We start from the raw sequence: 25,662 nt of genomic DNA, 5'->3' as shown, positions 1-25,662 counted from the left end.
CGGAGGGTCTCCCTGAGCACGTAGCCAACGCCGCGCACCGTGTGCAGCAACCTGGGCTCGCCGTCGGCCTCGGTCTTTCGCCGCAAGTAGCCGACGTAGACCTCCAGGGCGTTCCCGGAGGTCGGGAAGTCGTAGCCCCATACGTCCTCCAGGATCCGGCCCCTGGTGAGGACCTGCTTGGGGTGGGCCAGGAACAGTTCGAGCAGGCTGAACTCGGTGCGGGTGAGGCTGATCGACCGCTCGCCGCGGCGCACCTCCCTGGTCCCCGGGTCCAGCTCGAGATCGGCGAAGCGCATGGTCGCCAAGGGGGCGTTGGCCGCCGCGTCGTCGGCCACCGCGCGGCGCAGCAGCGCCCGCAGGCGGGCCAGCAACTCCTCGAGGGCGAACGGCTTGGGCAGGTAGTCGTCGGCGCCGGCGTCGAGGCCGGCCACCCGGTCCGAGACCGCGTCACGGGCCGTGAGCACAAGAATCGGCAGGTCGTCGCCGGTGCCGCGGAGTCGCCGGCACACTTCGAGGCCGTCCAGCCTCGGCATCATGACGTCGAGGACCATCGCGTCGGGACGTTGCGCCGTGACCGCCTCCAGCGCCTGCTGGCCGTCGCCGGCCAGCTCGACCTGGTAGCCGTTGAACTGCAGCGAGCGACGGAGCGACTCGCGCACGGCCCGGTCGTCGTCCACTACGAGGATGCGCATAAAGGAAGTGTTACCTGCGGGCCTGAGAGGTGCCTGAGAGGGACCCAAGGACAGGCACAATTTCACCGACCGGGTGAGGGTGTCCGCGCGACCACCGTGCGTGACCGCTTGACCTCCACTTAACCCGAGGTTTCATGCTGTGCGGCATGGACCTGCCCGACCTCGCCCGCCCGGACGTCGCCGGCATCGTGATCCGGACCTGGCGGACCGACGACCAGCTCCGCGCCGCCGACGCCGCCCTCAAGACCTGGCGCTCACGGCCGTGGCCGTCGGACTGCTTGAGTCGCAGCGTGCTGCTCGGCGCGGACGGCCGCCTGGTGCTGCACTACGAGCAGTGGAGCACACATCAGCTCGGCTATCGGCTCGTGCATGGCTGCACCGAGCTGTTTCCGGAGATCCTGATCGTCTCCTTCGGCGTCAGCAAGGTCGCCCGGCAGCGCCGGCTCGTCGACCTGATGCTGGCTGAGGCCACGCCCGGCACGTACCTGCACGCCAGCACCGACGGCACCGGCGTGGTCGCCTGGACCACCCAGGACACCTGGGCCTCGCTCGACGAGTTGCCGTGGGTGGAGCGGCTCAGCTCTCAGCGGTTTCGCCCGCACGCGGTACTGGCGCATTCCAGTGCCGCCACAGCGCGGTCAGCCTGATCGCCACCACCAGCGCCGAGCCGATCACCGTGCCCCACACGTCCGGGATCCTGAGGTAGGCCGCGATCGGCACCACCACCGCGCCGGCCAGCGCCGCCACCGCGTAGATCTCCTTGCGCAGCACCATCGGGATCTCCCGCAGCAGCACGTCCCGGATCGCGCCGCCGCCGATGCCCACCGTCATGCCGATCAGGCAGGCCGTGTAGGCCGGGACGTCGTGTTGCAGCGCCGTGGTCGTGCCGGCCGTGACGAACACGCCGAGGCCGACCGCGTCGGCCAGCAGCACCGCCCTGCGCAGACGGGCAACCTGCGGGTGGAAGAAGAACACCGCGATACCGGTCACCGCCGCCGTGAGCAGGTAGGGCCAGCTACGCAGCGTGGTCGGCGGGTGGATGCCCAGCAGCACGTCGCGGATGATGCCGCCGCCCAGCGCCGTCGTCAGACCCAATACGACCACGCCGAACACGTCCAGCTTGGCCCGCACGGCGGCGAGCGCGCCGGACGCCGCGAACGCCACTAGACCGATCAGCTCAATGACCACGGTTGCGCAGCGTACGGGCTTTACTATCGGTAGAGCTGGCTGCTCCGGTTGGAGCCGACCGCAGAATGGGAAGCATGCGGATCATCCTGGTACGGCACGGGGAGAGCCTCGGCAACGTCGACGAGCTGGCGTACTGCCGGATCCCCGACCACGCGTTGCCGCTCACGCCGCACGGCGAGCAGCAGGTCGTCGACACCGCGCCCGAGATCCGGGCCCACCTGGCTCCCGGGCCCGTCGCCGCGTACGTCAGTCCTTACCTGCGGACCCGGCAGACCCTCGAGCTGCTCGGCGTGCGGGACCTCACCGACCGGACCGTGGCCGAGCCCCGGCTTCGGGAGCAGGACTGGGGCAACCTCCAGGACCCCGTCGAGCAGGAGGTGCAGAAGCGGCTCCGGCACGAGTTCGGCCACTTCTTCTACCGCCTCCCCCACGGCGAGTCCGGCGCCGACGTCGACGACCGCGTCGCCAGCTTCGTCGCCGAGCTCGAGATGCGCCTGCTCAAGGAACCCAAGCACCCGCACACCGTGCTCGTCGTCTCCCACGGCCTGGCCATGCGCCTGCTGTGCCGGCGGCTCTTCTCGTGGAGCATCGAGCTCTTCGAGTCCCTGTCCAATCCCGGGCACTGCGAATACCGCGTGTTGGAGCGGGATGCCGAGGGCGACTGGACCATCGACCGCCCTTTCGGCCAGTGGCGCCAGTCCCCCGACGGCTCCACCCAGAAAACCTCGGTGCGCTAGCCCCACCCCTTGAGCTTTTCCGCCACATGCGCTTCCTATGTGGCGCCAGATGCCACATAGGAAGCGCATGTGGCGTCCGTCTACAGCCGCCGAGCCTTGGCCACAAGGTCGGCGGGCAGGTCCGGGTTGGCGCAGGCGTAGTCGATCAGCGTGCTGCGGTACGGGTCGTCGGGCAGCAGCGGCGCGAGTTCGATGAGCTCGACCAGATCAGCAGCCGAGCAGGTGAGCCGCGTGCGGTACGCGGCCGCGGCCACGCGCAGCGTCGGCTCGGCCGGTTCGTGGCGCAGGCCCCGATCGACATGCGCGACCGCGCCGGCAAAGTCTCCTTGCTCGGCCCGAAGGTCAGCCAGGTCGAGATGGAGCGACCAGCTCGTCGGTTCCAGGGCGACCGCACGCTCGAACGCCGCGGCGGTCTGCTCGGGATCGCCCAGCTTCCGCCAGGTACCGGCGCGCACGACTTCGGTCAGCATGATCCGCTCGACGGCATCGGCCTTGTCGCACAAGGCGAACGATTCGTCGGTGAGACCGCTTGCCCGCAGCAGGATCGCCATCCTGGCCAACGCCGCCGGGACGGGCCGGCGGGCGGTGACCACCTCGATCGCGTGAAACCAGGGCTGGAACCGTTCGCGCATGCTGTCGGAATCCAGGTCGGGGTCGTGGTACAGCGTCCGCGTCGCGGCCTCGGCCAACGCATCTGGGGATACCGCGCCGAGAAATCGTTCGTCACCGAACCAGGGCGCGCCGGCCCATGCGATGTCCGGGCGGGCCCCGGTCACCGAGCCGATGGCCAGCACCGCCGCGTCCATGTCGCCGTCGAGGAAGTTGACGTACGACTGCGCCAACACCGCCGGCAGGGAACCGCCACCCCGCACCACGTCGACCAACTCCGACCGCAACTCGGCCAGCAGCGCATAGGGCTCCGGGTCTTCCGGTGCGGCGGCGATGGCGCGGGCCAGATGGTCCGCGGCCGCGGCCGGATTGCCCCCGCAGTGCGCCATCACCTGTGCGACAGTGAGATCGACCGAAGTCCCCCGATTCGACATCGTGCGAGGATAGCCGTTCAGCTCAGGAGACCTCGGCCTCACCTTTTGGCGGGGGTGCGCCCCTCGTCGAGGCCGGTGGTGGGCACCGACAGGCCGGTGCGGGTGAGCTTGTGCCAGGGCAGGCGGGCGCCGGCCAAGGCTGTCATGACGGACTGCAACACGACGAGGTACATCAGCTGCCGGTACACGAACTGCTGCAACGGCAACACCAGCAGAGGACGGAGTGGCTCGCGGTCGAGACGGAAGGCGACGACAGCGGGGATCAGCTGCATGGCGAGGAAGGCGAGCCAGTACAGCAAGGCGGGGACGCCGTCGCCGGTGAGGATGCCGAAGATGGCGGCGACGTCGACGAAAGGACCGAGGACGGGCAGCGCTACCTGGAACAGGAGCAGGTAGGGGATGCCGCGACGGCCGAGGCGGCCGGCGGGGCCGTGTTCGAGGATGGCGCGGCGGTGCTTCCATACGGCCTGCAAAGTGCCGTAGCACCAACGGTATCGCTGCTTCCACAACTGCCCGAGCGTGCTCGGGGCCTCGGTCCACGCCAATGCCTGCTGCTCATAGACGACGCGCCAGCCGTCCCGCTCCAACGCCATGGTGAGGTCGGTGTCCTCGGCGAGCGTGTCGGTGGGAATGCCGCCGAGCGCCAACACGGCGTCGCGGCGGAACGCGCCGATCGCCCCGGGCACGGTGGGCATGCACTCCAACACGTCGTACATCCGCCGGTCGAGGTTGAAGCCGATGACGTACTCGATGTGCTGCCACTTCCCCAAAAGGCCGCCGCGGTTGCCGACCTTGGCGTTGCCGGAGACGGCGCCGACGCGAGGATCGGCGAAGTGGCTGACCACGGTCCGCACGGTGCCGCGTTCGAGCACGGTGTCGCCGTCGACCATGACGACGAGGTCGGTACGCGCGGCGGCCAGACCGGTGTTCAAAGCGGCCGGCTTGCCGGCGTTGGCCTGCCTGATCAGCACGACCCGGCGCAGATTGAGCCGCTCGACCACCTCGGCCGTGCCGTCGGTCGAACCGTCGTCCACGACGATCACCCAGACCGGGTGGTCGGAGGCCAGCACCGAGCGCACGGTGGCCTCGATGCCCGCCTTCTCGTTGTACGCCGGCACAATCACTGTTACCGACTCCTCAGGGGTCCACAGTGGCCGGTCACGTGCCCGTCGAACGTGAATCCAGGTGACGATCAACACCATGATCGTCCGCAGCACGGCGAGCGCGCTGGCCACCAGCAGAACGAGGCGCAGGGCGGCGGTGAGCCAGTCGCTCAACTGCACGGCCGCGACCAGAAGCCATCCGCCGAACCGCGTCTGCGGTTCGGCGACGGCGTTGGTGTCGCTGATGCCGACCGCGTGGCTCACGGTGTCCAGCTGCCAACCGGCGGCGCGCATCGCCGGCAGGAACCGGTCCAACGCCGCGACGGTCTGCGACCGGTCACCGCCAGCATCGTGCATCAGCAGCACGGCACTGTGACCGTCTCGCGGCGTCGCGTTGGCGATGATCTTGTCGACGCCCGGCCGCTGCCAGTCCTCGGAGTCCAGATCGGACAGCACGACCAGCCGGCCGTCGGCGCCGATCCGACGCACCGACTGCCACGCGAGATCGTCCAACGAGTCCGGCGTCGCCGAATAAGGGGGCCGTACCAAGGAAGTCGCGATGTTCGCCGCACCGGCCAGGGCGAGGTCCGTCGTGTGCAGCTCCACGCCGGTGCCAGCCGTGCCGACGTCGCGCAGATCGGCGTGCGTGGCGGTGTGGTTGCCGATCTCGTTGCCGTGAGCCAGGATCTCGCGGATCAGGCCGGGATACTGGGCCGCGTGCGCACCGGTAACGAAGAACGTCGCATGCACGTGATAGCGGTCCAGCACGGCCAGGATTTGTGGTGTCCACGTGGGATCCGGGCCATCGTCAAAGGTCAGCGCCAGCGTGTGGTCCCGTGGCCCGAGCGTGACGGGAGACGGCTTTCTCGCGTCGATGACCGCCTGCCCGGTGCGCACGGCGGCCGGCACGGCGTCGGCCGGCCCCTGCGGTGTCGACTCGTCGGCGTGGAATTCGCCGAGCACAAGGCCGTGCAACGTGAGCAAGGCCGTCGTGACCAACAGCAACGTGCCGAGCAGCACCCAGTGCGCCCGCGGCGGCGGGGTGCGGTGGTGCGTCGCCAAGGTCGAATTCCTTGCTACGGCCCGGGTGTGGTCGTTTCGGTGTGCTTGGCGTGGCCGGGCGGCGTGGTCGGGGCGTGCGAGTTCCGGTTGCCCACGCTGGTTGTCGTGGCAGCCGTCGTCGTCACGACCGCGGGTGCGGAGGTGGTCGTCCTGTTCAGCGACGGGGAGGCCGAAGTTGTCACACCCGGGGCCCTGCTGGTGGTCGTCGAGCCCGTGACCTGCGGTTCCGGGACGTCGGAAGTGGTCGGCGTGACGGTGTCAGCGGGCAGCGGCAGCAAGGCGGACGGCGGGATCGGCGCGCCGGACAGTGCGGCGCACAGCAGGATCACGTAGACGGCGAGCACCGCGCACACACCGATGGCGATGCGGCGGGCGACCCGGCGACGGCGACCGCTCGGGTCGACGAACACCGGTCTTTCGGAGAGATCGCTTGGGGTGGGCATCCTCAGACTCCTTGGGGGCGGCCCACCCTAAGCCATCACGACCGGTTCGCCGTACAACTCACGCACGGTCATCCGGCCGCTACGAGACAGGGTGGGCCCGCCGCGCGGCAGGCCCACCCTGTCGTCCGATCAGAACGCGCCGGTTCCGTTGGGGGTGCCCAGCCCGGTCGGACCGTCATAGCCGCTCACCGCGGTGCACAGGTACGTCCCGCCGCAACTTCCGTTGCTGCCACCGGAGACGTCGTACAGCGCCGAGGTGTGGCTGTAGATCGACGACGCGTAGCTCAGCGAGGAAGCGTTGCCGGCCAACGCGTAGATCGAGCCGATGATCGGCGAGGCGACACTGGTGCCGCCGAACACCATCCAGCCCTTGCGTCCCTGGTACGACGTGCTGTCGTAGACCGCGACGCCGGTGTTGGGGTCGGCCACCGCGCTCACGTCCGCGACGGTCCGCCGGGAACAGCCGGAATCCGTTTGCCACGAAGGTTTCTGGACGTAGCCGGAGCAGCCGCTGCCGGCGCCGCTCCACGCCGTCTCGCTCCAGCCACGGGAGTTGCCCGCCTTGCTCAGGCTGGTGCCGCCGACCGCGGTGACGTAGCGGGACGCGGCCGGGAACTCGACGCCGTAGCCGCCGTCACCGGAACTGGCCGTGATCGCGACGCCGGGGTGGTTGTAGTACGTGTTCTCCGAGCTGGTCTCGGAGGACGACTCGCTGCCGCCGTAGCTGTTGCTCACCGCGTTCGCGCCCAGCCGGACCGCGGTGTTCACCGCCGCGCCCAGGTTGGTCAGCGACGCGCTGCTCGCCTCGACCAGCAGCACGTTGCACTTCGGGCAGATCGCCGAGGCCATGTCCAGGTCGAGCGAGATCTCCTGGGCCCAGCCGCCGTTGGTCCGCGGGTAACTGGTGCCGCCGCTCTGGTTGGACTTGGCGAAGCAGGCGGTGGTGCTGCCCTTGATCGTCGACGGTGTGCACGACGCCAGCGCGGCGATGCCGTACTGCGCCCGGTAGACGTTGACGTCGGCGAACGCCGTCGGATCGTCGTAGGCGTCCACGATGGCGATGGTCTGGCCCGCGCCCGCGGTCGTCGAGGTGGTGAGGTTGTAGGCCGACCTCAGGTCGGCGGGACCGAAGCCGGACGGCGTCGCCGCCGCCGTGGCGCGATCGCTCAGCCATGCCTCACATGCGGCCTGCCCCGCGGCGGGCCGGTCGCATACGCGGTGCGCGGAGTGCGACGCGGCCGCGCCGAAGGCCGTTCCGGTCAGGGACATCGCCAGCGTCAAGCCGGCCAGCAGGGGAAGTAATCTACGCAAAGCGGACCTCCACTTTGGCAGGGACCGGGTTCGTCACCACCCGGCGTGTCCGCGCATCGTGCATCCGCAATGGACGGTTGTCAGCACTGGACCGATACCGTCGTTTTTCAAGGCTATGGCTTGATCACAGTTGATGAGGACTGAGAAAGCCCCGCCGATAGGCGGGAACCAGGTTCCGGGGCACGAGGATCTTCTTGCCGTCCACGGTGATCGACACCAGCTCGGGGGCGGTGGCCTTCCACTGCGAACGGCGGTGCCGGGTGTTGCTGCGCGACGTCTTGCGCTTGGGCACGGCCATCAGCGGGTCCTCTTTCCGTAGCGGCGGTTGAACTTCTCCACCCGGCCGGCGGTGTCGACGAGCCGCTGCGCGCCGGTCCAGAACGGGTGCGAGTCGGCGGTGATGTCGACCACCAGCAGCGGGTAGGTGTTGCCGTCCGACCACTCCACGGTGCGGTCGGAGGTGGCGGTCGACCGGGTCAGGAACGACGTCCCGGTCGAGGAGTCCTGGAACACCACGGGGTGGTAGTCGGGGTGGATGCCTTTTTTCATCGCAGTTCGTCCTCACGGTCGGGGAACAGGAACGGGTCGCGGTAGCTGTCCCAGGTGGACAGTCCGGCGGCGAGCTCGGCGTCGGTGACGAGCGCTCCGCGCAGCGTGGCGGTGATCTCGGCGTGGTCGGCGCCGTCGGTGAGCACGACGATCTCCTGGCCACGGTCGCCGTAGTACGGATCCCAGTTCAGGGCGGCCATGGCGCGACGGTCGTCGTCGATGCCGTCCCAGTCGTCGATGGCGGCGAGCCAGGGGCCGGCATGCCCGACCTGGAGTCCACCGCCGGCGGATTCCAGCCACAGCGCGACATCCGGGCGGCTGGCCAGCCAGACGCGACCCCTGGTGCGTACGACGCCGTCGAGGAGAACGTCGATGCACGCATGGAATCGTTCGGGGTGAAACGGTCGACGCTCGCTGAACAGCAGCAGCTCGAAGCCGTCCTCACGGTCGAGCGGCGGCTGACCGCGGAGCAACGGCCCGTGAGCGCTGTCGGGACGTCCGCGACGGGCATTGGCCGGCAGCCCGGACAACCACTCGGTGCCGCCCAGCGGAACCCGCAGTGCGGTCGGCGCCAGCCGTCGGAACACGGCGTCGAGGCGGCCAGCCGGACCGGTGAGCACGAGCACATCGGCGAACTCAGCCTGGCCGACCGCGACCTGGGCGACCGTGCGCTCGTCATCGGCACTGCCGCCGAGTCCGCGTTCGTACATCGCCTCGTCGCCGGTGGCGTCGTCGAGCCAGGTCTCGTGGTCGACGGCGGTGACCACGGCCTGCACCCGCGACCGGTCCAGCGCCCAGCAGATCGGCTCCGGTTCCACCCGCGGGTCGAGGTGCAGCACGATCCGGCTGACGTCGGCCCGTCCGGACAGCTGCTCGACCAGCGGCAGCAGGTCCTCGCGCAGCGTGCAGGACACGCAGCCGTGTCCCAGCTCCAGCACGGTCCAGCTGTCCTCGCCGCGGTGCCGCAGCCGCCGTCGCACCACACCCTCGGTCACCCGGCACAGGTCGTGGTGCACGACGGCGGTGCCGGCATCGGCCAGTTCGTCGGCGATCCGCTCGGCCGCCGTCGCCGCGAGGCCGCCGACCAGCACGATCGGTACGGACACGAGCCCTCCAGTTGGTAATGATTTCCATCTTCTGGAGCGCCACGCTACCCTGCCGTGGGAATTTTTGAAAACGAATGTCGTTACAAGGAGGTGCAGCATGGCCAAGCGCTGCCAGGTGACCGGCAGCGGCCCCGGCTACGGCAAGCAGGTGTCGCACTCGCACCGGCGGACCTCCCGCCGCTGGGAGCCCAACCTCCAGCGCCGCCGCTACTGGGTGCCGTCCCAGCGGCGCTGGGTGACGCTGCGACTGTCCGCCAAGGCGATCAAGACCATCGACCGCAAGGGGATCGACGCGGTCCTGTCCGGAATGGAGCAGTAATGGCTCGCAACGAGGTTCGACCGATCGTGAAGCTGCGTTCCACGGCGGGCACCGGCTTCACCTACGTCACGCGCAAGAACCGCCGCAACGACCCCGACCGCATGGTGCTGCGCAAGTTCGACCCGGTGGCCCGCAAGCACGTCGACTTCCGCGAGGAGCGCTGAATGGCGAAGAAGTCCAAGATCGCCAAGGACGCTCGGCGCCGGGAGACCGTGGCCCGCTACGCGCAGCAGCGGGCCGAGCTCAAGCTCGTCGTCTCCTCGCCGACGGCCACGCCGGCCGAGCGTGACGCCGCGGCCCGAGGTCTGCAGAAGCTGCCCCGTGACGCCAGCCCGACGCGGCTGCGCAACCGGGACGTGGTCGACGGCCGGCCGCGCGGCTTCTTCCGCAAGTTCGGGCTGTCCCGGCTGCGGCTGCGCGAGGCGGCGCACCGCGGCGAGCTGCCCGGCGTGAGCAAGTCGAGCTGGTGAGGGGAGCCATGGCCAAGACCGACCGGCGGCCGCCCAAGCGCAAGGTGAACCTGCTGCGCCGCGAGGGTGTGACCCAAGTGGACTGGAAAGACGTGACACTGCTGCGCAAGTTCATCTCGGACCGCGGCAAGATCCGTTCGCGCCGCGTCACCGGGCTGACGCCGCAGCAGCAGCGCGAGGTCGCCACCGCCATCAAGAACGCGCGTGAAATGGCCCTTCTGCCCTATCCGGGCCCTTCGCAGCGCTGACATACGTCACATGCGCTTCCTACGTGGCACCAGGCGTCAAGTAGGAAGCGCATGTGCATCCTCTCTACGACGTGCTGTACCGCCGGCGCGACACCCGGCGTGAGTTCACCGGCGAGCCGATCGACCCGGCGGTGCTGGACCGTGTGCTGCGGGCCGCCCATGCCGCGCCGAGTGTCGGCCTCTCCCAGCCGTGGGACTTCGTACTCGTCTCGGACGAACACGTGCGCCGGGAGTTCCGTGATCACGTGCTCACCGAGCGCAAGATCTTCGACGCCACGCTGGATCCCGAGCGCGCCGCGGTGTTCGACAAGATCAAGATCGAGGGCGTGCTGGAGTCCAGCCTCGGCGTCGTCGTCTGCTACGACCCCGGGCGCGGCTCGCCGGCCGTGCTCGGCCGGCACGCCATCGCCGACGCCGGCCTGTACTCGGTGTGCCTGGCCATCGAGAACCTGTGGCTGGCCGCCACCGCCGAGGGTCTCGGCGTCGGCTGGGTCAGCTTCTACCGTGAGGACTTCCTGCGTCGGCTGCTCGGTGTGCCGGCCGGCGTCCGTCCGGTGGCCTGGCTGTGCCTCGGCGGGGTGCGGGACCTGCCCGATGTTCCCGATCTGGAGCGACACGGGTGGCGTGAACGGTTGCCACTCGATGACGTTGTCCACCATGAGCGGTACGGTCAACGGCCAGGCCGGTAGCCTGGCCCGAGTCGAACCGCATCGAAGCAGCAGGGGACGTCGAGGACCCAGTGGAGCAGGACGATTCGCTCGTAGGGGGACAGCTCCCGCAGCAGGATCAGCGCGTGCGCCTGCTGCTCAACGCTGGCCGCCTCAGTGAGGCGAACACCCTTTTCGAGCAGGTCGTGTCGCGCGGGCCGACCAGCTCGGACCGGTGGGGCCGGTCGTATCTGCTCGTGCACCGGGCGACCATGGCGTGGCGGCTGCGGCGCATCCCGCTGGCGCTGGAGCTGGCTGCCGAGGGGTGGACCGAGATGGACTCCGAGCGGCCGACCGGTGTGCTCGCGTCCCGTGCGCTCGGGCAGCTCGGCTATCTGCTGGAGGGCATCGGCCACCGGCGGGCCGCGTTGGACATGGTGCGGCTGGCGCTGCACGTGGCGCGGGAGGCCGGCGATCCGTCGGCGCTCGCCCAGTGCCTGCAACGGCTCGGCGGCACGCTCAACTTCCGGGCCATCGACGGCAAGCCGGTCAACGCGCACGAGATCTTCGGCGAGGCCCGGCAGCATCTGAGCGAGGGGCTCACCCTCGTGGGGCCGGACGACGTCAGCTATTGGCCGCTGGTCGGGGCGTACTCACGTTCCCTGGCCGGCACCGGTGATCTCGAGCTGGCCGCCCGGCACGCCACCGAGGTGCTGGCCCACGGTCTCGAGCTGGACGACTTGTGGACGGTCGCCGTCGGGAACTGGGTGCTCGGCTGCGTGCACGCCGGTCTCGGCGAGTTCGTGCAGGCGCGGACCTTGGCCAGCCGGGCCGTAGCGGCCGCCAACAAGATCAACGACAACTCCCTGCTGCTGCGCTTTTCGCTGGACCTGGCCGATATCTGCGCGTCCATGGAGGACGAGGTCGGCGAGGCCGCCGCGCTGCGGTGTTCGGTGACCGCCAGCCGGATGGCCACCGAGACCTTGCAGGAGGGGCTCGGGCAGGCGCTTGAGCAGCGGCGGTTGGCCGTGCAGGCGCAGAAGCTCGCCATGGCCGCCCAGGAGGCCGCCGCCCGGGATCCGTTGACCGGCTTGGCCAATCGGCTCGGGTTGGAGCGCAGCGCCCAGCAGCTGTTGGAGGGCACCGCTTCCAAGGGCAAGGTGCCGTGGCTCGTGCTCGTCGACGTCGACTGGTTCAAGGACGTCAACGACGACGCCGGTCACGCCGCCGGCGACGCCGCCCTGCGGGAGATCGCCCGCCTGCTGCGCCGTGAGTGCCGCGCCGGCGACCTCGTCGCCCGGTGGGCCGGTGACGAGTTCGTCGTCCTGCTCGGCGATGCCGGCCCCGGCACCGACGTCGGCCCCGCCGTCGCCGAACGCATCCGCGCCGCCGTCGACGAGCACGACTGGCGCATCGTCCTCGGCACCGCCCGCCGCCCCACCGTCTCCATCGGCGTCGCCGGCGGCCCCGCCAAGCTCGACCAGCTCTTCGCCGCCGCCGACATCGCCCTGTACCGCGCCAAACGCCAGGGCCGCAACCGCGTAGAGGTCCACGAGACCATGGCTCGGTTGGGCGAGCTCTCGGAGAGCTGACCTCCTCCACCGGATGCCCCGGTGTCGCCCTCGCGCCTCACCCTCCACTTGCAACTTGCATCCCGCAAACCGCCTGTGATGACCCCTGCGCTCCCGTTTGTCCACACCGGACCCAGCGGATGATCTTCCACCCGATCGGCGCAAGGGACCACGGCGCTATTAACAGCTATTAAGAATCATCAACAGCCATAAACACAAGGGCCCCGGCGGGATGTCGGGGCCCTTGTGCGAGAAAAGGAGTCAGGCGATGAGACCGCCGCGGTAGGCGACGAGAGCGGCCTGCACGCGGTTGACGGCGCCGATCTTGCCGAGGACGGAGGAGACGTAGCCCTTCACGGTGGCCTCGGACAGGTGCAGCGCCCCACCGATCTCGGCGTTGGACATGCCCTGGCCGATGAGCTGGAGGACCTCCCGCTCGCGCTCGGACAACGACGTGAGCAGGCGGCGGGCGGGCTCGGCGGCGCGTTCGCCGTCGGCGACGGCGGCGAGCACACGGGCGGCGACGCCGGGGTCGAGCACGGCGCCGCCACGGGCGAGGTCACGAACGGCCTTGACCAGCTGCTCGGGCTCGGTGTCCTTGAGCAGGAAGCCGGACGCCCCCAGCCGCAGCGCCTCGGAGACGTACTCGTCGACGTCGAACGTGGTGAGCATGGCGACCCGGGGCGGGTCGGGCAGGGTGCGCAGCCGGCGCAGGGCGACGAGCCCGTCGGCCGAGCGCATACGCACGTCGAGCAGCACAACGTGCGGCCGGTGCTGCCGCGCGAGATCGGCGACGAGCAGGCCGTCGTCGCACTCGGCGACCACCTCGATGTCGCCGGCGCTGCTGAGAATCATCCTGAGGCCGGATCGGACGAGATCCTCGTCGTCAGCCAGCATCACTTTGATCAACGGACGCCTCCCCGATTCGGCGCTGCGTGCTCGCATTAGCCAAGCATCACTCATCTTGACGCAACCACGGGTTACCGCGGTGTTATCTCATCATGTGGTCCCGGTTTTGCCTAGAAGTTCCGGCGACTTGACGCCCGCACCGAAATATCAACGGTTTCCAAACCTGTGAATCGACTTGCACGATCAGGGCAGGCTGTGCCGTCCGGCGGAACGCAGGCTGCGCGTGGCGACGAGGGCCAGTCCGCCGAACAGCCACCCGCCAACGGTCCAGACCACTGCCCCGGTCAGCCCGGCGCCGTGCAGCATGGCGACCAGGCCGCCGGCCCCGCCACTGGCCCGCATGCGCCATCGCCCCTGGTCAAGGGCGAGCTCGTCGTCGATCCACCGCACCACCGAAGCCGCCACCCGGCTCACCCTTCAGAGTGAATGTCTAACGTGAAGCTCTTTCGCGTTGAACTACTCACAAGTAACGTGCGTCACGTTCCCTCCAGGAGAGGACCCTGCGCATGTCGCGAAGCTCTCGCCTCGCACTCGCCGCGACCCTGATCGTGGCGACGTCGACCACCCTGCTGTCCGCGGCACCAGCGAGCGCCGCCCCGGCCAACAATGACTACTGCCTCGGCCAGTGCGGCGACATCCTGCCGCCGGGTGAGAACGGCAGCGCCACGCTGGCGCAGATCCTCGCCAACAAGGCCTTCGGCAGCCGGCCGGCCCACACCGACGACCAGCTCGGCAAGTACGCCAGCCTGGTCAACGGCTACACCGGCCTCACCAACGGCCAGCTGTCCAACTTCTTCAACGATTCCTCGTTCGGCGTGCCCTCAAACCAGGTCGAGTCAACGGTCAAGCCACGCTCGGACGTGACGATCGTGCGCGACAAGGCCACCGGCGTCCCGCACATCACCGGCACCACCCGCTCCGGCACGGAGTTCGGCGCCGGCTACGCGGCGGCCCAGGACCGGCTCTGGCTGATGGACGTGTTCCGCCATGTGGGCCGGGGCGAGCTGACCTCGTTCGCCGGCGGCGCGGTGGGCAACCGCGGCCTCGAGCAGACGTTCTGGCAGGCCGCCCCGTACACCGAGCAGGACCTGCAGAACCAGCTCAACTCGGCCGCGGCGGCGCATGGTGCCCGCGGCGCGCAGGCGCTGCAGGACGCGACCGACTACGTGGCCGGCATCAACGCGTACGTCACGCAGGTCTACAACAACCGGACCTTCCCCGGCGAGTACGACCTGACCGGGCACATCGACCCGATCACCAACGCCGGCGGCATCGACCCGTTCAAGCTCACCGACATGGTGGCGATCGGCAGCGTGGTCGGCGCCCTGTTCGGCTCGGGCGGCGGCGGCGAGGTGCAGTCGGCGCTGGTGAAGCTGGCCGCCGACGCCAAGTACGGCGTGACCGAGGGCGACAAGGTGTGGAACGCCTTCCGGGAGCAGAACGACCCCGAGTCGGTCACCACCATCCACGACGGCAGCTCCTTCCCGTACGGGCAGGATCCGGCCAACCCGCAGGGCGTCGCGATGCCGGACGCGGGTTCGGTCACGCCGCAGCAGCTGGTGTACGACCCGACCGGCTCGGCCGCGTCGGCCACCGAGGTCAAGGCGGCCAACCAGCCGGCGGCGAAGACACCCGACGAGGAGAAGGCCCGCGGCGTCTTCGACAAGGGCGTGCTGCCGGCCGACCTGATCTCGGCCAAGCACGGCATGTCCAACGCGCTGCTGGTGTCCGGCAAGTACACCGACACCGGCAACCCGGTGGCGGTGTTCGGCCCGCAGACCGGCTACTTCGCGCCGCAGCTGCTGATGCTGGAAGAACTCCAGGGCCCGGGCATCAGCGCCCGCGGCGCGGCGTTCGCCGGCGTGAGCCTGTACGTGGAGCTGGGCCGCGGCCAGGACTACTCCTGGAGCGCCACGTCGGCCGAGCAGGACATCACCGACACGTACGCGCTGCACCTGTGCGACCCGAGCGGCAAGCCGGCGACCAAGGACTCCAACTTCTACCTGTACCACGGCGCCTGCACCGCGATGGAGCCGCTGGAGCGGGACAACTCGTGGAAGCCGACGATCGCCGACGGCACGGCCGAGGGCTCGTACAAGCTGATCGCGTACCGCACCAAGTACGGCATCGTGCAGTCGCGGGCCACGGTCGGCGGCGCCCCGGTGGCCTACGCCAGCCTGCGGTCCAGCTACCAGCACGAGGTGGACTCGATCATCGGGTTCCAGGAGTTCAACGACCCGACGGCGGTGCACGACGCGGCCAGCTTCCAGAAGGCCGCGCAGGACGTGAACTACACGTTCAACTGGTTCTACGCCGACTCCAAGGACATCGCGTACTACAACTCGGGCAACAACCCGGTGCGGGCCGCGAACACCAACCCGAACCTGCCGATCTGGGCCGACCAGCAGTACGAGTGGCAGGGCTGGAACCCGACCACCAACGTGGCCTCCTACACCACGCCGGCGCAGCACCCGAACTCGATCGGCCAGGACTACTACGTCAGCTGGAACAACAAGCAGGCCAAGGACTTCAGCGTTGCGGCCTACGGTGACGGCTCGGTGCACCGGGTCAACCTGCTGGACAGCCGGGTGAAGAAGCTGGTCACCAGCGGGCAGAAGGTGACGCGGGCGTCGCTGGCCGCGGCCATGGCCGACGCGGCCAACGTGGACCTGCGGGCGGAGGACGTGCTGCCGGACGCGCTGCGCGTGCTCAACAGCCAGCCGATCACCGACCCGACGCTGGCAGGAGCGGTCAAGCAGCTGACGACCTGGCAGCAGGCCGGCTCGCACCGGCTGGAAACCACGCCGGGCAGCCACACCTACGCCAACGCGGACGCGATCCGGGTGATGGACGCCTGGTGGTCGCTGCTGGTGCAGGGCGAGTTCCAGCCGGCCATGGGCAACGACCTGTTCACCACCATGACCGGGGCGATCCAGATCAACGAGTCTCCTTCGGGCGGCCAGAACATCGGCAGCACCGACGGCGGCGCGAACAACTCCCAGCCGCACAAGGGTTCCTCGTTCCAGTACGGCTGGTGGTCCTACGCGGACAAGGATCTGCGGGCGGTGCTCGGCGACTCCGTTCAGGGCGGCCTGTCCCGGTCGTTCTGCGGCAACGGCAATCTGGCCCAGTGCCGGCAGTCGCTGCTGACCAGCCTGCAGCAGGCGGTCGGTCAGACGGCGGCGCAGGTCTACCCGGGTGACGCCGACTGCTCGGCCGGCGACCAGTGGTGCGCCGACTCGATCATCCAGCGGCCGCTGGGCGGCGTGACCGACGACAAGATCAGCTGGCAGAACCGGCCGACCTTCCAGCAGGTCGTGCAGTACCCGGCGCACCGCGGCGACAACGTGGCCAACCTGGCCCAGGGCGCGTCGGCCACCTCGACCAGCCACGAGACCGGCGCCTACGACTCGCCGCCGGCCAACGCCATCGACGGCAAGGCCGACACCCGGTGGGCCAGCGACTGGAGCGACAACCAGTCGATCACCGTCGACCTCGGTTCCGTGCAGACCGTCGGCCGGGCCATCCTGACCTGGGAAGCGGCCTACGCCAAGGGATACCGCATCGACGTCTCCGCGGACGGCGCCAACTGGCGCACGGTGTGGTCGACCACCGCGGGCGACGGCGGGACGGACAACGACGCGTTCACCCCGACCGACGCCCGCTACGTGCGGATGTCCGGGGTGCAGCGCGGCACCAAGTACGGCTACTCGCTCTACGAGTTCCAGGTCTACTCGCTGTGAGCCGGGCGGGGGCGGTCCCGGCCGCCCCCGTCCAGCTGCGGCAGCTCACTGGCCAGATCCGGGCTGCCGTAGTGGGAGAAGACGTCCGCGAGGTTGCTGAGCAGCCGCCAGCGGGCCCCCTCCGGCAGGCGGTCGACGAAACGGTCCACAAGGGACGCCACGGTGTCCGTTGTGGACCGTTCGTCGTTCTCGGTCATGATCTGGGCCAGCTTGCGCAGTTTGGCCGACATCTCCACGGCCTGGTCGACCTGGTTGTCGTTGTTCTGCAGCCACCACACGGTGGCCATCGCCGGGTCGCTGAGGATGTCGTCCTTGAGGTGGCGCAGCTCGTCCAGCTTGAGGTCGCGGTCCCAGCCGCGGACCAGCCGACGCCGTTGCAGCTCCTCGAAAAGCTCGGTCGCCGCCTTGGCCTCGTCGCTACAGGTGAGCTCGATCTCCACCAGCTGCACGGCGATCCGGGCGTCCTCCAGCTTGGTCACGTAGCCGAGCTCGGCCTCCAGCTTGTGCTGGAACTGCTCGCTCTGGGTGACCCGGCCGTTGGCCAGAATGGCCGCCGCGCGGCGCTCGATGTCGCTGCGGGCAATGGATTCCGGCTTGGCGTGGGTGGTCTCGCCGATCGCTTCCCAGGCCACCGTGCAGGTCGCGGTGAAGTCGGCGTGCGGCACCGCGCTCGGCAGCACGGCGGTGAACACCACCGTCGGCCGCTTCGGGGCGGGCGGCGGCTGCCGCAGCGTGACCGTCGCGCCCGGCTCCTTGCCGTAGATCCAGTCGTGTTCGGCCTGCTGGCGGCGCCGGATGAAGCGCGACCACCAGCCGCCCATCTTGCCGCGCACGGTCGGTTTGACCTCCGACCACGGATCCGTTGGCATCGTTCCCCTTGTATCAACTCGAGATCGCGGACCGCAGCAGCGGGTCCACCCCGTCCAGCTTGGCCTGCAACTGGTCGTGCACATCGTGGGAGCCGCCGTCGCGACGCCACTCGAACGCGGCCAGGTCGAGCGCGCCCAGCTCGGTCGGCCGGCCGCCGGCCGCCTGCACCAGCAGGTTGAGCAGGGTCTCCCGGTGCTGCGGCTGGGCCGTCGCCTCGTCCAGCAGTGCCCGCACGGCCAGCGCCCGCCGCGCCGTGTCGGTCTCACGCAGCCAGCGGGCCAGTCTCGTGACTACTTGGGCGAACTGACTCTCACCGGCCATTGTGGACAGTGCCGCGGCGACCTGATCGGTCAGCTCCGGCCTTTTCACGAAGCTGCCCAAGCGAGTGAGCGCGATGTGCGGGAACCGGCTGCCCAGTTCACCGCCGCAGACCGCGATCACCACTTCGCTCAGCGACGTGGACAGATCACGTCGCCTCGACCAGTCCTTGATCAACCTGCGAATGTCCGTGCCGATCACCGGGTCCAGTGCCGCCGCCGCGAGGAGTCCGCGCGCCAGCGGGAAGCGCTCTCCGCCCACGCCGTCACGACTTTGGCCACGGCTGGTGTGCCAAGCCGGATCACCTTCGCGGTGAGCCGGGAGCCGTCGGTAGCGGACAGTCCGATCAGCCAGTCGACCAGCGGTTCTCGCAGCGCCGGGAACTCCGCCCAGGCAAAGTCGATCACCGCCTCGGCGTAACCGGGCTCCGCGAAGGACACCGGGCCGGCGAACGCGCCGACGCCGGCCAGCCTCGCCGCCAGGCCCGGGCCGGCCAGCGGGTGCGAACGTGGCCCCTCGTAACGGGTTTCCGCCAGCAATGCGTCGGTCGCCGCATCCACCGCGTCCTGGTGCGCGCCCTCCAGGAACGCCGCCGCCAGCAGCAGCGCCCGCCACGGGACATCCTCGTGCTGGTCGAATTCCTTGCGCAGCCGGGCTTTCCAGTGATGGAACGCGCCGGCCACGAGCCGTGGATCCTCGACGCTCACCAGCAGTTCGGCCAGCCGGACCGCGTCGGCCGACGTGGTCGGGGGCTCGGTCGGAAGTGGATCGAACTCCGTGCCCTCCAGGTGCGCTTTGAGCACCTCGGCCGGGTCCGGGGCCGGCAGCCGCACCGCGTCGAACCCCGCCGCCCGATCGTCGTCGACGATCACCACCAGGGAGCTGTCCTCCTGGTCCAGCGTGGCCGTGAACTCCGCCAGCGCCGCCTTGACCTGCTCCACCGTCGCTTCGTCGGCGCCGGTCAGGTCCAGCAGGTAGCCCTCTTTCGCCGCCACCGGGTGCCGGGCCAGCGTCGCTTCGTCGTCCACCGCGATCTCGACCAGGTGCAGGCCGCCCAGCCGGTCCAGCAGCACCGTCGCCGCCGTCCGCCGGCCCGAGCCCGTCGGTCCCGCCAGCACCACCGCCCGGCTGCTCAGCAGCTTGGCCAGCGCGTCCAGGAACCCCTCCGGCTCCACGAACCGCCGCGTCGCCCGCCTGGCGTCCAGGCGGGTTCGCTCCAGCAGCCGGGTCGCGTCGGTGGTCAACAGCCGCTCCTCCCATCGTCGTGCCCTTGCGACTATGCGGGACGAGCTGCCCGGCCGGGGCAAAGTTCCCCTGTTCGTCGGCCTACCGGCCGACTCCACCTGCACTGGCAGTGACCGTTACTACTCCACCCGGCGGATCCACCCGCCGCCGCGCGGTCGGACGCACTACCGGTATGCTCTATGTGCGTCACGACGCCTTCGTAGCTCAGGGGATAGAGCATCGGTTTCCTAAACCGTGTGTCGTAGGTTCGAATCCTACCGAGGGCACCACCTTTCACCGGGTGAACGTAAGCCCCGCCACCTTGTGGCGGGGCTTACGTGTTTTCAGTCGATCACGTTGAAGATCTCCTCCGCGCGATCACGCTTGGCGTGCAGGTCCCAGGCGCTGTCGGCGATGTCGTCCGGGTCGAGGGTGGCGATCGGTCCCCACGTGGCCTCGTTGGCCTTCACCAAGGTGTAGATGTCGCCACGACTGATCAAGCCGCCGATGGTCAGGGTGCCGGCGTAGACACCGGTGTCGGCCAGGGTGGCGTTGAGCGTGATGGCGTAGTTGCGCATGGCGGCGCTGGGTATGGCAACCGCGCCGAGCTGCGGCATGACGCGCACGGAGCTGAGCCCGCCGGCGAACAGCAAGGTGCCGCGGCCGCGGTCGAGCATGCCGGGCAACACGTGGTGCACGACGTCGACGGCGGGATAGAAGATCTTCATCGCGGCACGGATGTCGTCGGCGGCAGCGGTGTCGAGCCGCGCGATGGAGTCACCGAGGGCGGCCGGCCCGTAGTAGGCGACGTCGATGGGACCGAGCCGCTCGGCGGCGTCGTCGAGGACGGACCGAAGGCGGTCGGTGTCCTGGACGTCGGCGGTGAACGCCTCAGCTTTGACGCCGGCGGTGGACAGCTCGGCCAGGTAGCCGGCATGCCGAGTGTCGCTACGGGAGATCAGCGCCACGGGATGGCCCTCCCGGCCGAACCGGTGCGCGATCGACCTGCCCAAGCCCGGTCCGACCCCGATGACCACGGCCGTCATGGTTCCTCCCAGTGAAGTTGAGGGTGCTCTCGACTTTCAACCTAGCACGAAAGTCGAGGGCACCCTCAGCTTCATTACACTGGGCCAATGACCAGGCCACTGCGGTCGGACGCGAGCCGAAACCGGGACAAGCTGCTGACGGCGGCGGCCCAGGAGTTCGCGGCGCAGGGCCTGGACGCCCCGCTGGAGCACATCGCCCGGCGCGCCGGCGTGAGCATCGGGACGCTGTACAACCACTTCCCCACCAGGGACGACTTCCTCAACGCGCTGCTGCCCTCACGCCTCGGTCCGGCGCTGGAGGGCCTGGCCGCCGCCGCGCACGCGACGGACGACCCGTGGCAGGCGTTCGAGACCTACGTGACCGGTCTGTGCGCCTTGCAGGCCACCGACCACGGCCTCAACGACGCGATCTCCCAACGGATCCAGCTGACGCCAGAGGTGCTCGCCGTGTGCCAGCAGGGGTTGGAGCACGTGCAGCGGATCATCGGCCGGGCCAAGGCCGACGGGCGGCTTCGCCCCGACTTCGAGCCGTCCGATCTGGTGCCGTTGCAGTGGGCGATGTCCCAGGTGATCCAGCGCGACCCGACCGGCTGGCGCCGATTCCTCGGCTTCTACCTGGACGGCCTGCGGACCGGTTGACCCACCGGCCTCCTCACACCTGCAACTCGTTCTCGATGCGCTTGAGGTGGTGGCGGGCCAGCGCCAGGTTGGCCTGCTCCCGTTCCAGCACCAGGTACAGGAACAGCGAGCTGCGGTTCTTCATCGAGTTCATCAGCCGGATCAGGTGGTACTGGCGGTGCAGGGTGATCAGGATGTCCTCGATGGTGTCGTTGAGCGCGAGGGTGGACATCACCCGGAGTTTGGACCGCACCACCTCGGTGTTGCCGGCGGCGGCCAGTTCCAGGTTGAGCCAGTCGCCGCCGCCGCTGGTGCCCAGCGACATGCCGCTCTCGTAGTCGACCAGCGCGACGCCGACGGCGCCGGCGATGGTCATGGCTTCCTTCAGGGCGGTATCGATGTTCATCGCACTTCCTTGGCTGGGGCTACGGGGTCAGGATCGAACTGATCCGGTCGGTGACGGACCGGGTCTCGTAGAGCAGGCGGCCGAGATTCAGGCCGCCGTCACCGAGCACGACGAGCAGCGCGATCCGGCCGATGGCGTACACGGCCATATAGCCGCCGCTGTTGAACACGACGGTCTGGTGCAAAGTGCCCTGGCGGGTCACCTCGGCGGCCTGGCGCGCGATTCCGAGATTGGCGGCGGCCAGTGCGGAAATGTTCAGCGGATCGACGTTGTCGGCGACATCGGAGATTATCGGAATTCCGTCGACCGCCGCGATCACCGTGTCGGTCACGCCGGCCACGGTTTCCCTGAGCTTGCGTAACTCGACGGCGAGCGCGTCATAGTCCACGTTTTTCCTTTTCCCTTTCAGAAAGGCCGGCCGGCGCCAGGCGAGGCGGCCCATCGCTACGGCCCGCGACCGGCTCGGCCGGGTCGCCGCACCGGCAGCGGGTCCACCGGCACGACGTCGGCCGGCCGCGGCGGCGACGCCCGGGGACGCAGCGGCCCGGCCTCGTGGTGCACACGGCCGGTGAACACGCCGGCCGGCGCGAGGGCCAGCACGTCATCGCCGAGCAGCCGGGCCACGTCCACGGTGACCGAGTGGACGCCGCGGCCGATCGCGAAGGCGATGTCCCGCGCGGTGCGCCGGCCGGTGGCATGCGTGACGATGTCCCGCAGGTCAGCGGCCGGTTCCGCACGTCCGGTCGGTACCGGCCGTTCTCGATACGGCGACACCGGGCAGGGCGTCGCGGCCAGCTCGGCCAGCCGTACGGCGACCTGCCCGAGCAGCCGGGTCGGCGAGATCCCGGCCGAGGTGGGCGACAGGACATCCGCGGTGTCGTCGACCAGATAGTGCGAGATGCCGCCCACCGCGATCGCGAACGCCGCGTCCGCCAGGGCCGCCCCGACGCGGTCCGGCGGGCTCGCCGACAGCATCGCCACCCCGGGCGCTCCCGGACTGTGCACGGCAATCACCGCGCCGTCCCGGAAGTTGACCACGCCGCCCGGATCGCCGATCACCACAAGGGCGGCGTTGATTCGATCGGCGTGGCACTGCGTCACCGCGTGCGCCAGCACGTCGAATGAGGTTCGATAAGCGCGTCTCAGTGCTTGCTCCGCGTGAACTCGGGGCCGCAAAACGGCGGTCGGCGGCACGCCGATCAGTCGATCGGGTTCCTTCTCCGGTCTCGGGAGCCACCACTGCCGTACGTTCTACCCGCCACTACCCCATTTTCACATCAACCATCACACGATCGTGTGAAGTCATTTCACGCGCCGTAACAACGTGAGGAGATCACCGTTTTTCGGCCGGCCGGCAATAGCGAATGGCGTAAACCGCCGGCCGAAAAACGGTGATAATCCCCGGTCAGCCGCAGGTGATCTTCGGAGCGGGGTCGTAGACCTTCTTGCGCGTGTGCCGGGAGACCTCGCGGCCGGTGAGGTCCTTGATCACCCGGGTGTCGGTGGCCGTGAAGCCGGGTCCGCCGGCCGAGGGATGGCAGTTGGCGGCGGGGCCGGGGCGGGGCTGCGGGTCGACGAAGTTGGTGCGCTCGCCGGGAATGGACTCGACCGCGTAGTGCTTGGTGCCCCACAGCCGAACGGTGATGTTCGTCGGCGTCCAGATGGTCTGGATGGCGATGCCGGTCGGCCCGTCGTTCTTGAACTTGAGATCGATGACGCTGCTGCCGTCGGGATTCTGGAAGACGGTGGCCTCGCGCGCGGCCGGATAGCGACTGATGTAGTAGCTGTGCTCGGTGTGCCCGGCATCGGTCATACCGGCGAAGTAGGAAGCGTTGTACAACGTGGTGGCGAACTGGGAGATGCCGCCGCCGACGGCCTTGCCCGGGGCGCCGTTCTCGATGATGCCGGCCTCGACGTAGCCCTGCTTGGCCGTGCGCGGGCCGGTGTAACCGTTGAGGCTGAAGGTTTCCCCCGGCTTGACCACGGCCCCGTCGACCTTCTCGGCGACCACCCGGATGTTGACGCCGGAGTCGGCGGCGAAGCCGCCGGTGGTGAACTCGCCGACGACCTCCTTGACGCCGAGCTGGTTGGCCTGGTCGGTGGTGAGCTTGGCCGGCTGCTGGTGGTACTGCGCGGTGACCACGCGGTTGTCCTTGTGCGGCAACAGGTCGGCCAGCCCGGCCAGGCTCTTGTCCCAGTCGACGCCGCGGCCGTCGACCGACGGCTTGACGCTGGGCTTGTCGCCCTCGATGACGATCTGGGCGTCCTTGCCCTCCTGCTCGGTGCCGGCCAGCTGCGGCTTCAACGCCTCGACGACCTTGCCCTGGTCGATCTTGGGCGTGAGCTTGCCGTCGGGACCGGGCGCGAAGCCGAGGGCGGCGGCGATGGCAGCCGGCTGAAGCGTGGCGTCCTTGCCCTCGCCCTTCACGGTGACCGGCCCAGCCACGGCCGGCTTGGCATAGTTCTCCACGGCCGCGCGCACGGCATCGGCGCTAACCTTGGCCGGCGCGCTGTCGACCGGCAGCGACACGGTGCCGCCGTCGATCCAGTTGTCCACAATGGACTTTTTGGCCGCGGCGGCGTCCAGCTTCTGGCCGGACTGCGGGTTGACGGCCGTCGGCGTGGTGCCGTCAAAGCGAATGCCGCCCTCGACGGGCTCGCGGTCCACCTTGGGCCGCAGGCCGTCCAACGCCTTGCCAAGCGCGGCGTCGTCCACAGTGGACACGAATGGGGATTCGTGCTGCCCGAAGAAGGACGTCAGCCGCACGAACGGGTTCAGCGGCTGGGCCGACGCCTCGTCCAGGGTGCCGGCCCAGTTCGGAGTCAGACCGGCCGGCTTGGCGTCCAGGGAGGCATCCACGTCACCGGCGCGCAGCTTCACCGGCTGCCCGATCCGGCCGTCGAGCGCCGAATGCAGCCGCTGCTCGGCGTCGGCCCGGCTCAGCCCGCCCACGTCCACGCCGGCCACGGTCGTGCCGCGCGGCAGCGAGCCCTGGGAAAGCAGCAGGTCAAGGCCGTACAGCACGACAAGCGCGCCGACGACCGCGCCCGCCACGATCAGCCCCCGCCGCAGCCCCTTACGCGGTGCGGGCTCGACCGGCGGCTCCAGGCTGCCCATGACCGGCGCGAAACCCGCGGTGCCGCCGAAGCGGATGGTCGGCTGGCTGTCGTGGTTCTCCTCGGACACCTGGCCGAGTTTACCGATTTGTCCGCGACGGCCGAGTCACGGTGGCGGCAACACCCGGTAGCCGGGCGGACGCGCCCCGAATCTCCCCCTCGGGCCGAACGAGTGATTTCGCCCGATCGTCCCGGTCGCACGGTTATTTTGGGCTCGGTGCTGCCGAATTGGATCGCTTGAGCGTCAGGAGCGGCTGATGATCGAGGGTGGCGTGGTGGTCGCGTATCTGGTCGCGCTGCTCGGCGGGGCGGCCAAGCGGTTCATGGAAGGACGCGCGGAGGCGGCGATGAACGGCCTCTACAACGCGGTGGCCCGCAAGTTCGGCGGCATCGTCAACGATCTTCGTGCCGATCCGAAGGACCAGCACGCGCAGCAGCGGCTGGCCCGGGCGGTGGAGAACACGGCGACCGTCGATCCGCAGTTCGCGGCGCAGCTCTCGGCGCTGGTCGACCGGCTCGACCGCGCCGGCGGGCGGCAGTTCCTCAACCAGGTCCAGGCGCACACGAACGTGCAGAACTTCGGCAGCGGCATCGCCGTCGGCCGCGATTACGTCAGCAACACCTGGCGCGAGGCCGAGCGGCACGAGAACCTCTCCGGCGCGCCGGGTTGGGTCAAGCTGGTCACGGCGCTCGGCGCGCTGGCCTCGCTCGGCGGGTTCGGCCTGATCGTGGTGAACGCGGCCATCGTCATGTCCACGCAGCAGGATGAGTTCGGCCGCCCGCAGTTCCCCGGTCTGGCCGACATCGCGCCGGGTGCGATCCTGTTCGGCATCGGCCTCGTGCTGCTCACCCTGGGTTCGCTGGGCCGGTCGCTGTCCCGCCGCGGCTGGTGACGCTGCCGGGTGGTCCGCTCTTTTTCGAG

Annotated in this window: 29 protein-coding genes, 1 tRNA gene and 1 pseudogene; 12 read left to right on the top strand and 19 right to left on the bottom strand. The window is 69.6% G+C overall.

Translation table 11 applies throughout. The features are described from left to right. Nucleotides 1-5: 5 nt before the first annotated feature. A pseudogene (locus M3Q35_RS38140) lies at nt 6-692 on the bottom strand (response regulator transcription factor); the annotation flags it as partial. A 146-nt stretch (nt 693-838) separates the two neighbouring features. Between M3Q35_RS38140 and M3Q35_RS38135 the strand changes: the two are divergent. Beyond that, complete coding sequence (locus tag M3Q35_RS38135; RefSeq protein ID WP_273937420.1) at nt 839-1,339, top strand: hypothetical protein; 501 nt, start codon at nt 839-841, stop codon at nt 1,337-1,339. Here M3Q35_RS38135 and M3Q35_RS38130 read toward each other — a convergent pair. Continuing rightward, nucleotides 1,269-1,880, bottom strand: a complete 612-nt coding sequence (locus M3Q35_RS38130; RefSeq protein WP_273937419.1) for a trimeric intracellular cation channel family protein — start codon at nt 1,878-1,880, stop codon at nt 1,269-1,271. The two genes, M3Q35_RS38135 and M3Q35_RS38130, sit on opposite strands and share 71 nt — an antisense overlap. Nucleotides 1,881-1,954: 74 nt before the next feature. Between M3Q35_RS38130 and M3Q35_RS38125 the strand changes: the two genes are divergently transcribed. Further along, nucleotides 1,955-2,617, top strand: a complete 663-nt coding sequence (locus M3Q35_RS38125; RefSeq protein ID WP_273937418.1) for a histidine phosphatase family protein — start codon at nt 1,955-1,957, stop codon at nt 2,615-2,617. 80 nt (nt 2,618-2,697) lie between these two features. Here M3Q35_RS38125 and M3Q35_RS38120 read toward each other — a convergent pair whose 3' ends face one another. From M3Q35_RS38120 to mrf, 7 genes are all read right to left on the bottom strand, one after another. Then, nucleotides 2,698-3,660 (bottom strand): tetratricopeptide repeat protein, encoded by a 963-nt coding sequence (locus tag M3Q35_RS38120; protein WP_273937417.1) that lies wholly within the window; start codon nt 3,658-3,660, stop codon nt 2,698-2,700. 38 nt (nt 3,661-3,698) lie between these two features. Then, entirely contained in the window at nt 3,699-5,825 is a 2,127-nt protein-coding gene (locus tag M3Q35_RS38115) for a bifunctional polysaccharide deacetylase/glycosyltransferase family 2 protein (RefSeq protein ID WP_273937416.1), read from the bottom strand. A 14-nt stretch (nt 5,826-5,839) separates the two neighbouring features. Beyond that, the gene (locus M3Q35_RS38110) at nt 5,840-6,268 is read right to left on the bottom strand and encodes a hypothetical protein (protein ID WP_273937414.1); all 429 of its coding nucleotides are present in this window, start codon (nt 6,266-6,268) and stop codon (nt 5,840-5,842) included. Nucleotides 6,269-6,397: 129 nt separating this feature from the next. Continuing rightward, entirely contained in the window at nt 6,398-7,579 is a 1,182-nt protein-coding gene (locus M3Q35_RS38105; protein WP_273937413.1) for a S53 family peptidase, read from the bottom strand. A gap of 124 nt (nt 7,580-7,703) precedes the next feature. After that, complete coding sequence (gene rpmF / locus M3Q35_RS38100) at nt 7,704-7,877, bottom strand: 50S ribosomal protein L32 (RefSeq protein WP_273937411.1); 174 nt, start codon at nt 7,875-7,877, stop codon at nt 7,704-7,706. Then, complete coding sequence (locus M3Q35_RS38095) at nt 7,877-8,128, bottom strand: type B 50S ribosomal protein L31 (RefSeq protein ID WP_273937409.1); 252 nt, start codon at nt 8,126-8,128, stop codon at nt 7,877-7,879. The genes rpmF and M3Q35_RS38095 overlap by 1 nt, the downstream gene beginning before the upstream one ends. Beyond that, a complete protein-coding gene (mrf, locus tag M3Q35_RS38090; RefSeq protein ID WP_273937408.1) occupies nt 8,125-9,234 on the bottom strand; it encodes a ribosome hibernation factor-recruiting GTPase MRF in 1,110 nt (369 codons plus the stop codon). The genes M3Q35_RS38095 and mrf overlap by 4 nt, the downstream gene beginning before the upstream one ends. Nucleotides 9,235-9,331: 97 nt before the next feature. On the opposite strand from mrf, the gene rpmB reads away from it, so the two are divergent. From rpmB to M3Q35_RS38060, 6 genes are all read left to right on the top strand, one after another. Continuing rightward, entirely contained in the window at nt 9,332-9,553 is a 222-nt protein-coding gene (gene rpmB, locus M3Q35_RS38085) for a 50S ribosomal protein L28 (RefSeq protein WP_273937407.1), read from the top strand. Beyond that, on the top strand, nt 9,553-9,717 hold the full coding sequence (rpmG, locus tag M3Q35_RS38080; RefSeq protein ID WP_043719439.1) for a 50S ribosomal protein L33: 165 nt from the start codon (nt 9,553-9,555) through the stop codon (nt 9,715-9,717). The genes rpmB and rpmG overlap by 1 nt, the downstream gene beginning before the upstream one ends. Further along, nucleotides 9,718-10,023: a 30S ribosomal protein S14 gene (rpsN, locus tag M3Q35_RS38075; protein WP_273937406.1), complete on the top strand. Its 306-nt coding sequence runs from the start codon at nt 9,718-9,720 to the stop codon at nt 10,021-10,023. It abuts the gene before it with no gap. An 8-nt stretch (nt 10,024-10,031) separates the two neighbouring features. Further along, nucleotides 10,032-10,271, top strand: a complete 240-nt coding sequence (gene rpsR / locus M3Q35_RS38070; protein ID WP_273937405.1) for a 30S ribosomal protein S18 — start codon at nt 10,032-10,034, stop codon at nt 10,269-10,271. Between the two features lie 53 nt (nt 10,272-10,324). Next, nucleotides 10,325-10,960: a 5,6-dimethylbenzimidazole synthase gene (gene bluB, locus M3Q35_RS38065; protein ID WP_273937404.1), complete on the top strand. Its 636-nt coding sequence runs from the start codon at nt 10,325-10,327 to the stop codon at nt 10,958-10,960. A 104-nt stretch (nt 10,961-11,064) separates the two neighbouring features. After that, a complete protein-coding gene (locus M3Q35_RS38060; RefSeq protein ID WP_273937403.1) occupies nt 11,065-12,510 on the top strand; it encodes a GGDEF domain-containing protein in 1,446 nt (481 codons plus the stop codon). Nucleotides 12,511-12,750: 240 nt separating this feature from the next. On the opposite strand, the gene M3Q35_RS38055 is transcribed toward M3Q35_RS38060, so the two are convergent. Both M3Q35_RS38055 and M3Q35_RS38050 read right to left on the bottom strand, forming a co-directional pair. Further along, nucleotides 12,751-13,398: a response regulator gene (locus tag M3Q35_RS38055; RefSeq protein WP_273937402.1), complete on the bottom strand. Its 648-nt coding sequence runs from the start codon at nt 13,396-13,398 to the stop codon at nt 12,751-12,753. A gap of 183 nt (nt 13,399-13,581) precedes the next feature. Next, the gene (locus tag M3Q35_RS38050; protein ID WP_273937401.1) at nt 13,582-13,803 is read right to left on the bottom strand and encodes a hypothetical protein; all 222 of its coding nucleotides are present in this window, start codon (nt 13,801-13,803) and stop codon (nt 13,582-13,584) included. A 101-nt stretch (nt 13,804-13,904) separates the two neighbouring features. Here M3Q35_RS38050 and M3Q35_RS38045 point away from each other — a divergent pair, with 101 nt between their 5' ends. Then, complete coding sequence (locus tag M3Q35_RS38045; protein ID WP_273937400.1) at nt 13,905-17,141, top strand: penicillin acylase family protein; 3,237 nt, start codon at nt 13,905-13,907, stop codon at nt 17,139-17,141. Here M3Q35_RS38045 and M3Q35_RS38040 read toward each other — a convergent pair. From M3Q35_RS38040 to M3Q35_RS38030, 3 genes are read right to left on the bottom strand one after another with little or no spacing between them, the layout of a single operon-like run. Then, complete coding sequence (locus tag M3Q35_RS38040; protein ID WP_273937398.1) at nt 17,129-18,010, bottom strand: hypothetical protein; 882 nt, start codon at nt 18,008-18,010, stop codon at nt 17,129-17,131. The two genes, M3Q35_RS38045 and M3Q35_RS38040, sit on opposite strands and share 13 nt — an antisense overlap. 13 nt (nt 18,011-18,023) lie before the next feature. Then, a complete protein-coding gene (locus M3Q35_RS38035) occupies nt 18,024-18,590 on the bottom strand; it encodes a hypothetical protein (RefSeq protein ID WP_273937397.1) in 567 nt (188 codons plus the stop codon). Continuing rightward, nucleotides 18,527-19,573 carry a hypothetical protein gene (locus M3Q35_RS38030; protein ID WP_273937396.1) on the bottom strand — a complete coding sequence of 349 codons (1,047 nt, stop codon included), beginning with the start codon at nt 19,571-19,573 and terminating at the stop codon, nt 18,527-18,529. Before M3Q35_RS38030 ends, M3Q35_RS38035 begins: the two co-directional genes overlap by 64 nt. Before the next feature lie 194 nt (nt 19,574-19,767). Here M3Q35_RS38030 and M3Q35_RS38025 point away from each other — a divergent pair. Next, nucleotides 19,768-19,843 (top strand) — tRNA-Arg (locus M3Q35_RS38025). Nucleotides 19,844-19,897: 54 nt separating this feature from the next. On the opposite strand, the gene M3Q35_RS38020 is transcribed toward M3Q35_RS38025, so the two are convergent. Continuing rightward, nucleotides 19,898-20,599 (bottom strand): SDR family NAD(P)-dependent oxidoreductase, encoded by a 702-nt coding sequence (locus M3Q35_RS38020; RefSeq protein WP_273937395.1) that lies wholly within the window; start codon nt 20,597-20,599, stop codon nt 19,898-19,900. Between the two features lie 87 nt (nt 20,600-20,686). On the opposite strand from M3Q35_RS38020, the gene M3Q35_RS38015 reads away from it, so the two are divergent. After that, nucleotides 20,687-21,238 carry a TetR/AcrR family transcriptional regulator gene (locus M3Q35_RS38015; RefSeq protein WP_273937394.1) on the top strand — a complete coding sequence of 184 codons (552 nt, stop codon included), beginning with the start codon at nt 20,687-20,689 and terminating at the stop codon, nt 21,236-21,238. A gap of 13 nt (nt 21,239-21,251) precedes the next feature. Here the strand turns inward: M3Q35_RS38015 and M3Q35_RS38010 are convergent, their stop codons facing one another. From M3Q35_RS38010 to M3Q35_RS37995, 4 genes are all read right to left on the bottom strand, one after another. Further along, the gene (locus M3Q35_RS38010; RefSeq protein WP_273937393.1) at nt 21,252-21,623 is read right to left on the bottom strand and encodes a hypothetical protein; all 372 of its coding nucleotides are present in this window, start codon (nt 21,621-21,623) and stop codon (nt 21,252-21,254) included. Nucleotides 21,624-21,642: 19 nt separating this feature from the next. Next, nucleotides 21,643-22,065: a roadblock/LC7 domain-containing protein gene (locus M3Q35_RS38005; RefSeq protein ID WP_273937392.1), complete on the bottom strand. Its 423-nt coding sequence runs from the start codon at nt 22,063-22,065 to the stop codon at nt 21,643-21,645. A 2-nt stretch (nt 22,066-22,067) separates the two neighbouring features. Further along, a complete protein-coding gene (locus tag M3Q35_RS38000) occupies nt 22,068-22,739 on the bottom strand; it encodes a hypothetical protein (protein ID WP_273937391.1) in 672 nt (223 codons plus the stop codon). A 289-nt stretch (nt 22,740-23,028) separates the two neighbouring features. Then, nucleotides 23,029-24,741 (bottom strand): VanW family protein, encoded by a 1,713-nt coding sequence (locus M3Q35_RS37995; protein ID WP_273944627.1) that lies wholly within the window; start codon nt 24,739-24,741, stop codon nt 23,029-23,031. A gap of 256 nt (nt 24,742-24,997) precedes the next feature. Between M3Q35_RS37995 and M3Q35_RS37990 the strand changes: the two genes are divergently transcribed. Then, entirely contained in the window at nt 24,998-25,633 is a 636-nt protein-coding gene (locus M3Q35_RS37990) for a hypothetical protein (protein ID WP_273937390.1), read from the top strand. Nucleotides 25,634-25,662 lie beyond the last annotated feature (29 nt).

The sequence above is a fragment of the Kutzneria chonburiensis genome (assembly GCF_028622115.1).
In the GTDB taxonomy this organism is placed as follows: Bacteria; Actinomycetota; Actinomycetes; order Mycobacteriales; family Pseudonocardiaceae; genus Kutzneria; species Kutzneria chonburiensis.
The sequence above is the reverse complement of the archived record's forward strand: the minus strand, read 5'-3'. Positions and strand labels throughout refer to the sequence as shown.

What these genes read in the sequence shown, in the direction of transcription:
- M3Q35_RS38125 (WP_273937418.1), top strand. Translation starts at nt 1,955, where the DNA reads ATGCGGATCATCCTGGTACGGCACGGGGAGAGCCTCGGCAACGTCGAC.
- M3Q35_RS38045 (WP_273937400.1), top strand. Translation starts at nt 13,905, where the DNA reads ATGTCGCGAAGCTCTCGCCTCGCACTCGCCGCGACCCTGATCGTGGCG.
- M3Q35_RS38095 (WP_273937409.1), bottom strand. Translation starts at nt 8,128, where the DNA reads ATGAAAAAAGGCATCCACCCCGACTACCACCCCGTGGTGTTCCAGGAC.
- M3Q35_RS38110 (WP_273937414.1), bottom strand. Translation starts at nt 6,268, where the DNA reads ATGCCCACCCCAAGCGATCTCTCCGAAAGACCGGTGTTCGTCGACCCG.
- M3Q35_RS37990 (WP_273937390.1), top strand. Translation starts at nt 24,998, where the DNA reads ATGATCGAGGGTGGCGTGGTGGTCGCGTATCTGGTCGCGCTGCTCGGC.
- M3Q35_RS38120 (WP_273937417.1), bottom strand. Translation starts at nt 3,660, where the DNA reads ATGTCGAATCGGGGGACTTCGGTCGATCTCACTGTCGCACAGGTGATG.
- rpmB (WP_273937407.1), top strand. Translation starts at nt 9,332, where the DNA reads ATGGCCAAGCGCTGCCAGGTGACCGGCAGCGGCCCCGGCTACGGCAAG.
- M3Q35_RS38010 (WP_273937393.1), bottom strand. Translation starts at nt 21,623, where the DNA reads ATGAACATCGATACCGCCCTGAAGGAAGCCATGACCATCGCCGGCGCC.
- M3Q35_RS38040 (WP_273937398.1), bottom strand. Translation starts at nt 18,010, where the DNA reads ATGCCAACGGATCCGTGGTCGGAGGTCAAACCGACCGTGCGCGGCAAG.
- M3Q35_RS37995 (WP_273944627.1), bottom strand. Translation starts at nt 24,741, where the DNA reads ATGGGCAGCCTGGAGCCGCCGGTCGAGCCCGCACCGCGTAAGGGGCTG.
- M3Q35_RS38005 (WP_273937392.1), bottom strand. Translation starts at nt 22,065, where the DNA reads ATGGGCCGCCTCGCCTGGCGCCGGCCGGCCTTTCTGAAAGGGAAAAGG.
- rpsR (WP_273937405.1), top strand. Translation starts at nt 10,032, where the DNA reads ATGGCCAAGACCGACCGGCGGCCGCCCAAGCGCAAGGTGAACCTGCTG.
- M3Q35_RS38135 (WP_273937420.1), top strand. Translation starts at nt 839, where the DNA reads ATGGACCTGCCCGACCTCGCCCGCCCGGACGTCGCCGGCATCGTGATC.
- M3Q35_RS38020 (WP_273937395.1), bottom strand. Translation starts at nt 20,599, where the DNA reads ATGACGGCCGTGGTCATCGGGGTCGGACCGGGCTTGGGCAGGTCGATC.
- rpsN (WP_273937406.1), top strand. Translation starts at nt 9,718, where the DNA reads ATGGCGAAGAAGTCCAAGATCGCCAAGGACGCTCGGCGCCGGGAGACC.
- rpmF (WP_273937411.1), bottom strand. Translation starts at nt 7,877, where the DNA reads ATGGCCGTGCCCAAGCGCAAGACGTCGCGCAGCAACACCCGGCACCGC.
- M3Q35_RS38015 (WP_273937394.1), top strand. Translation starts at nt 20,687, where the DNA reads ATGACCAGGCCACTGCGGTCGGACGCGAGCCGAAACCGGGACAAGCTG.
- rpmG (WP_043719439.1), top strand. Translation starts at nt 9,553, where the DNA reads ATGGCTCGCAACGAGGTTCGACCGATCGTGAAGCTGCGTTCCACGGCG.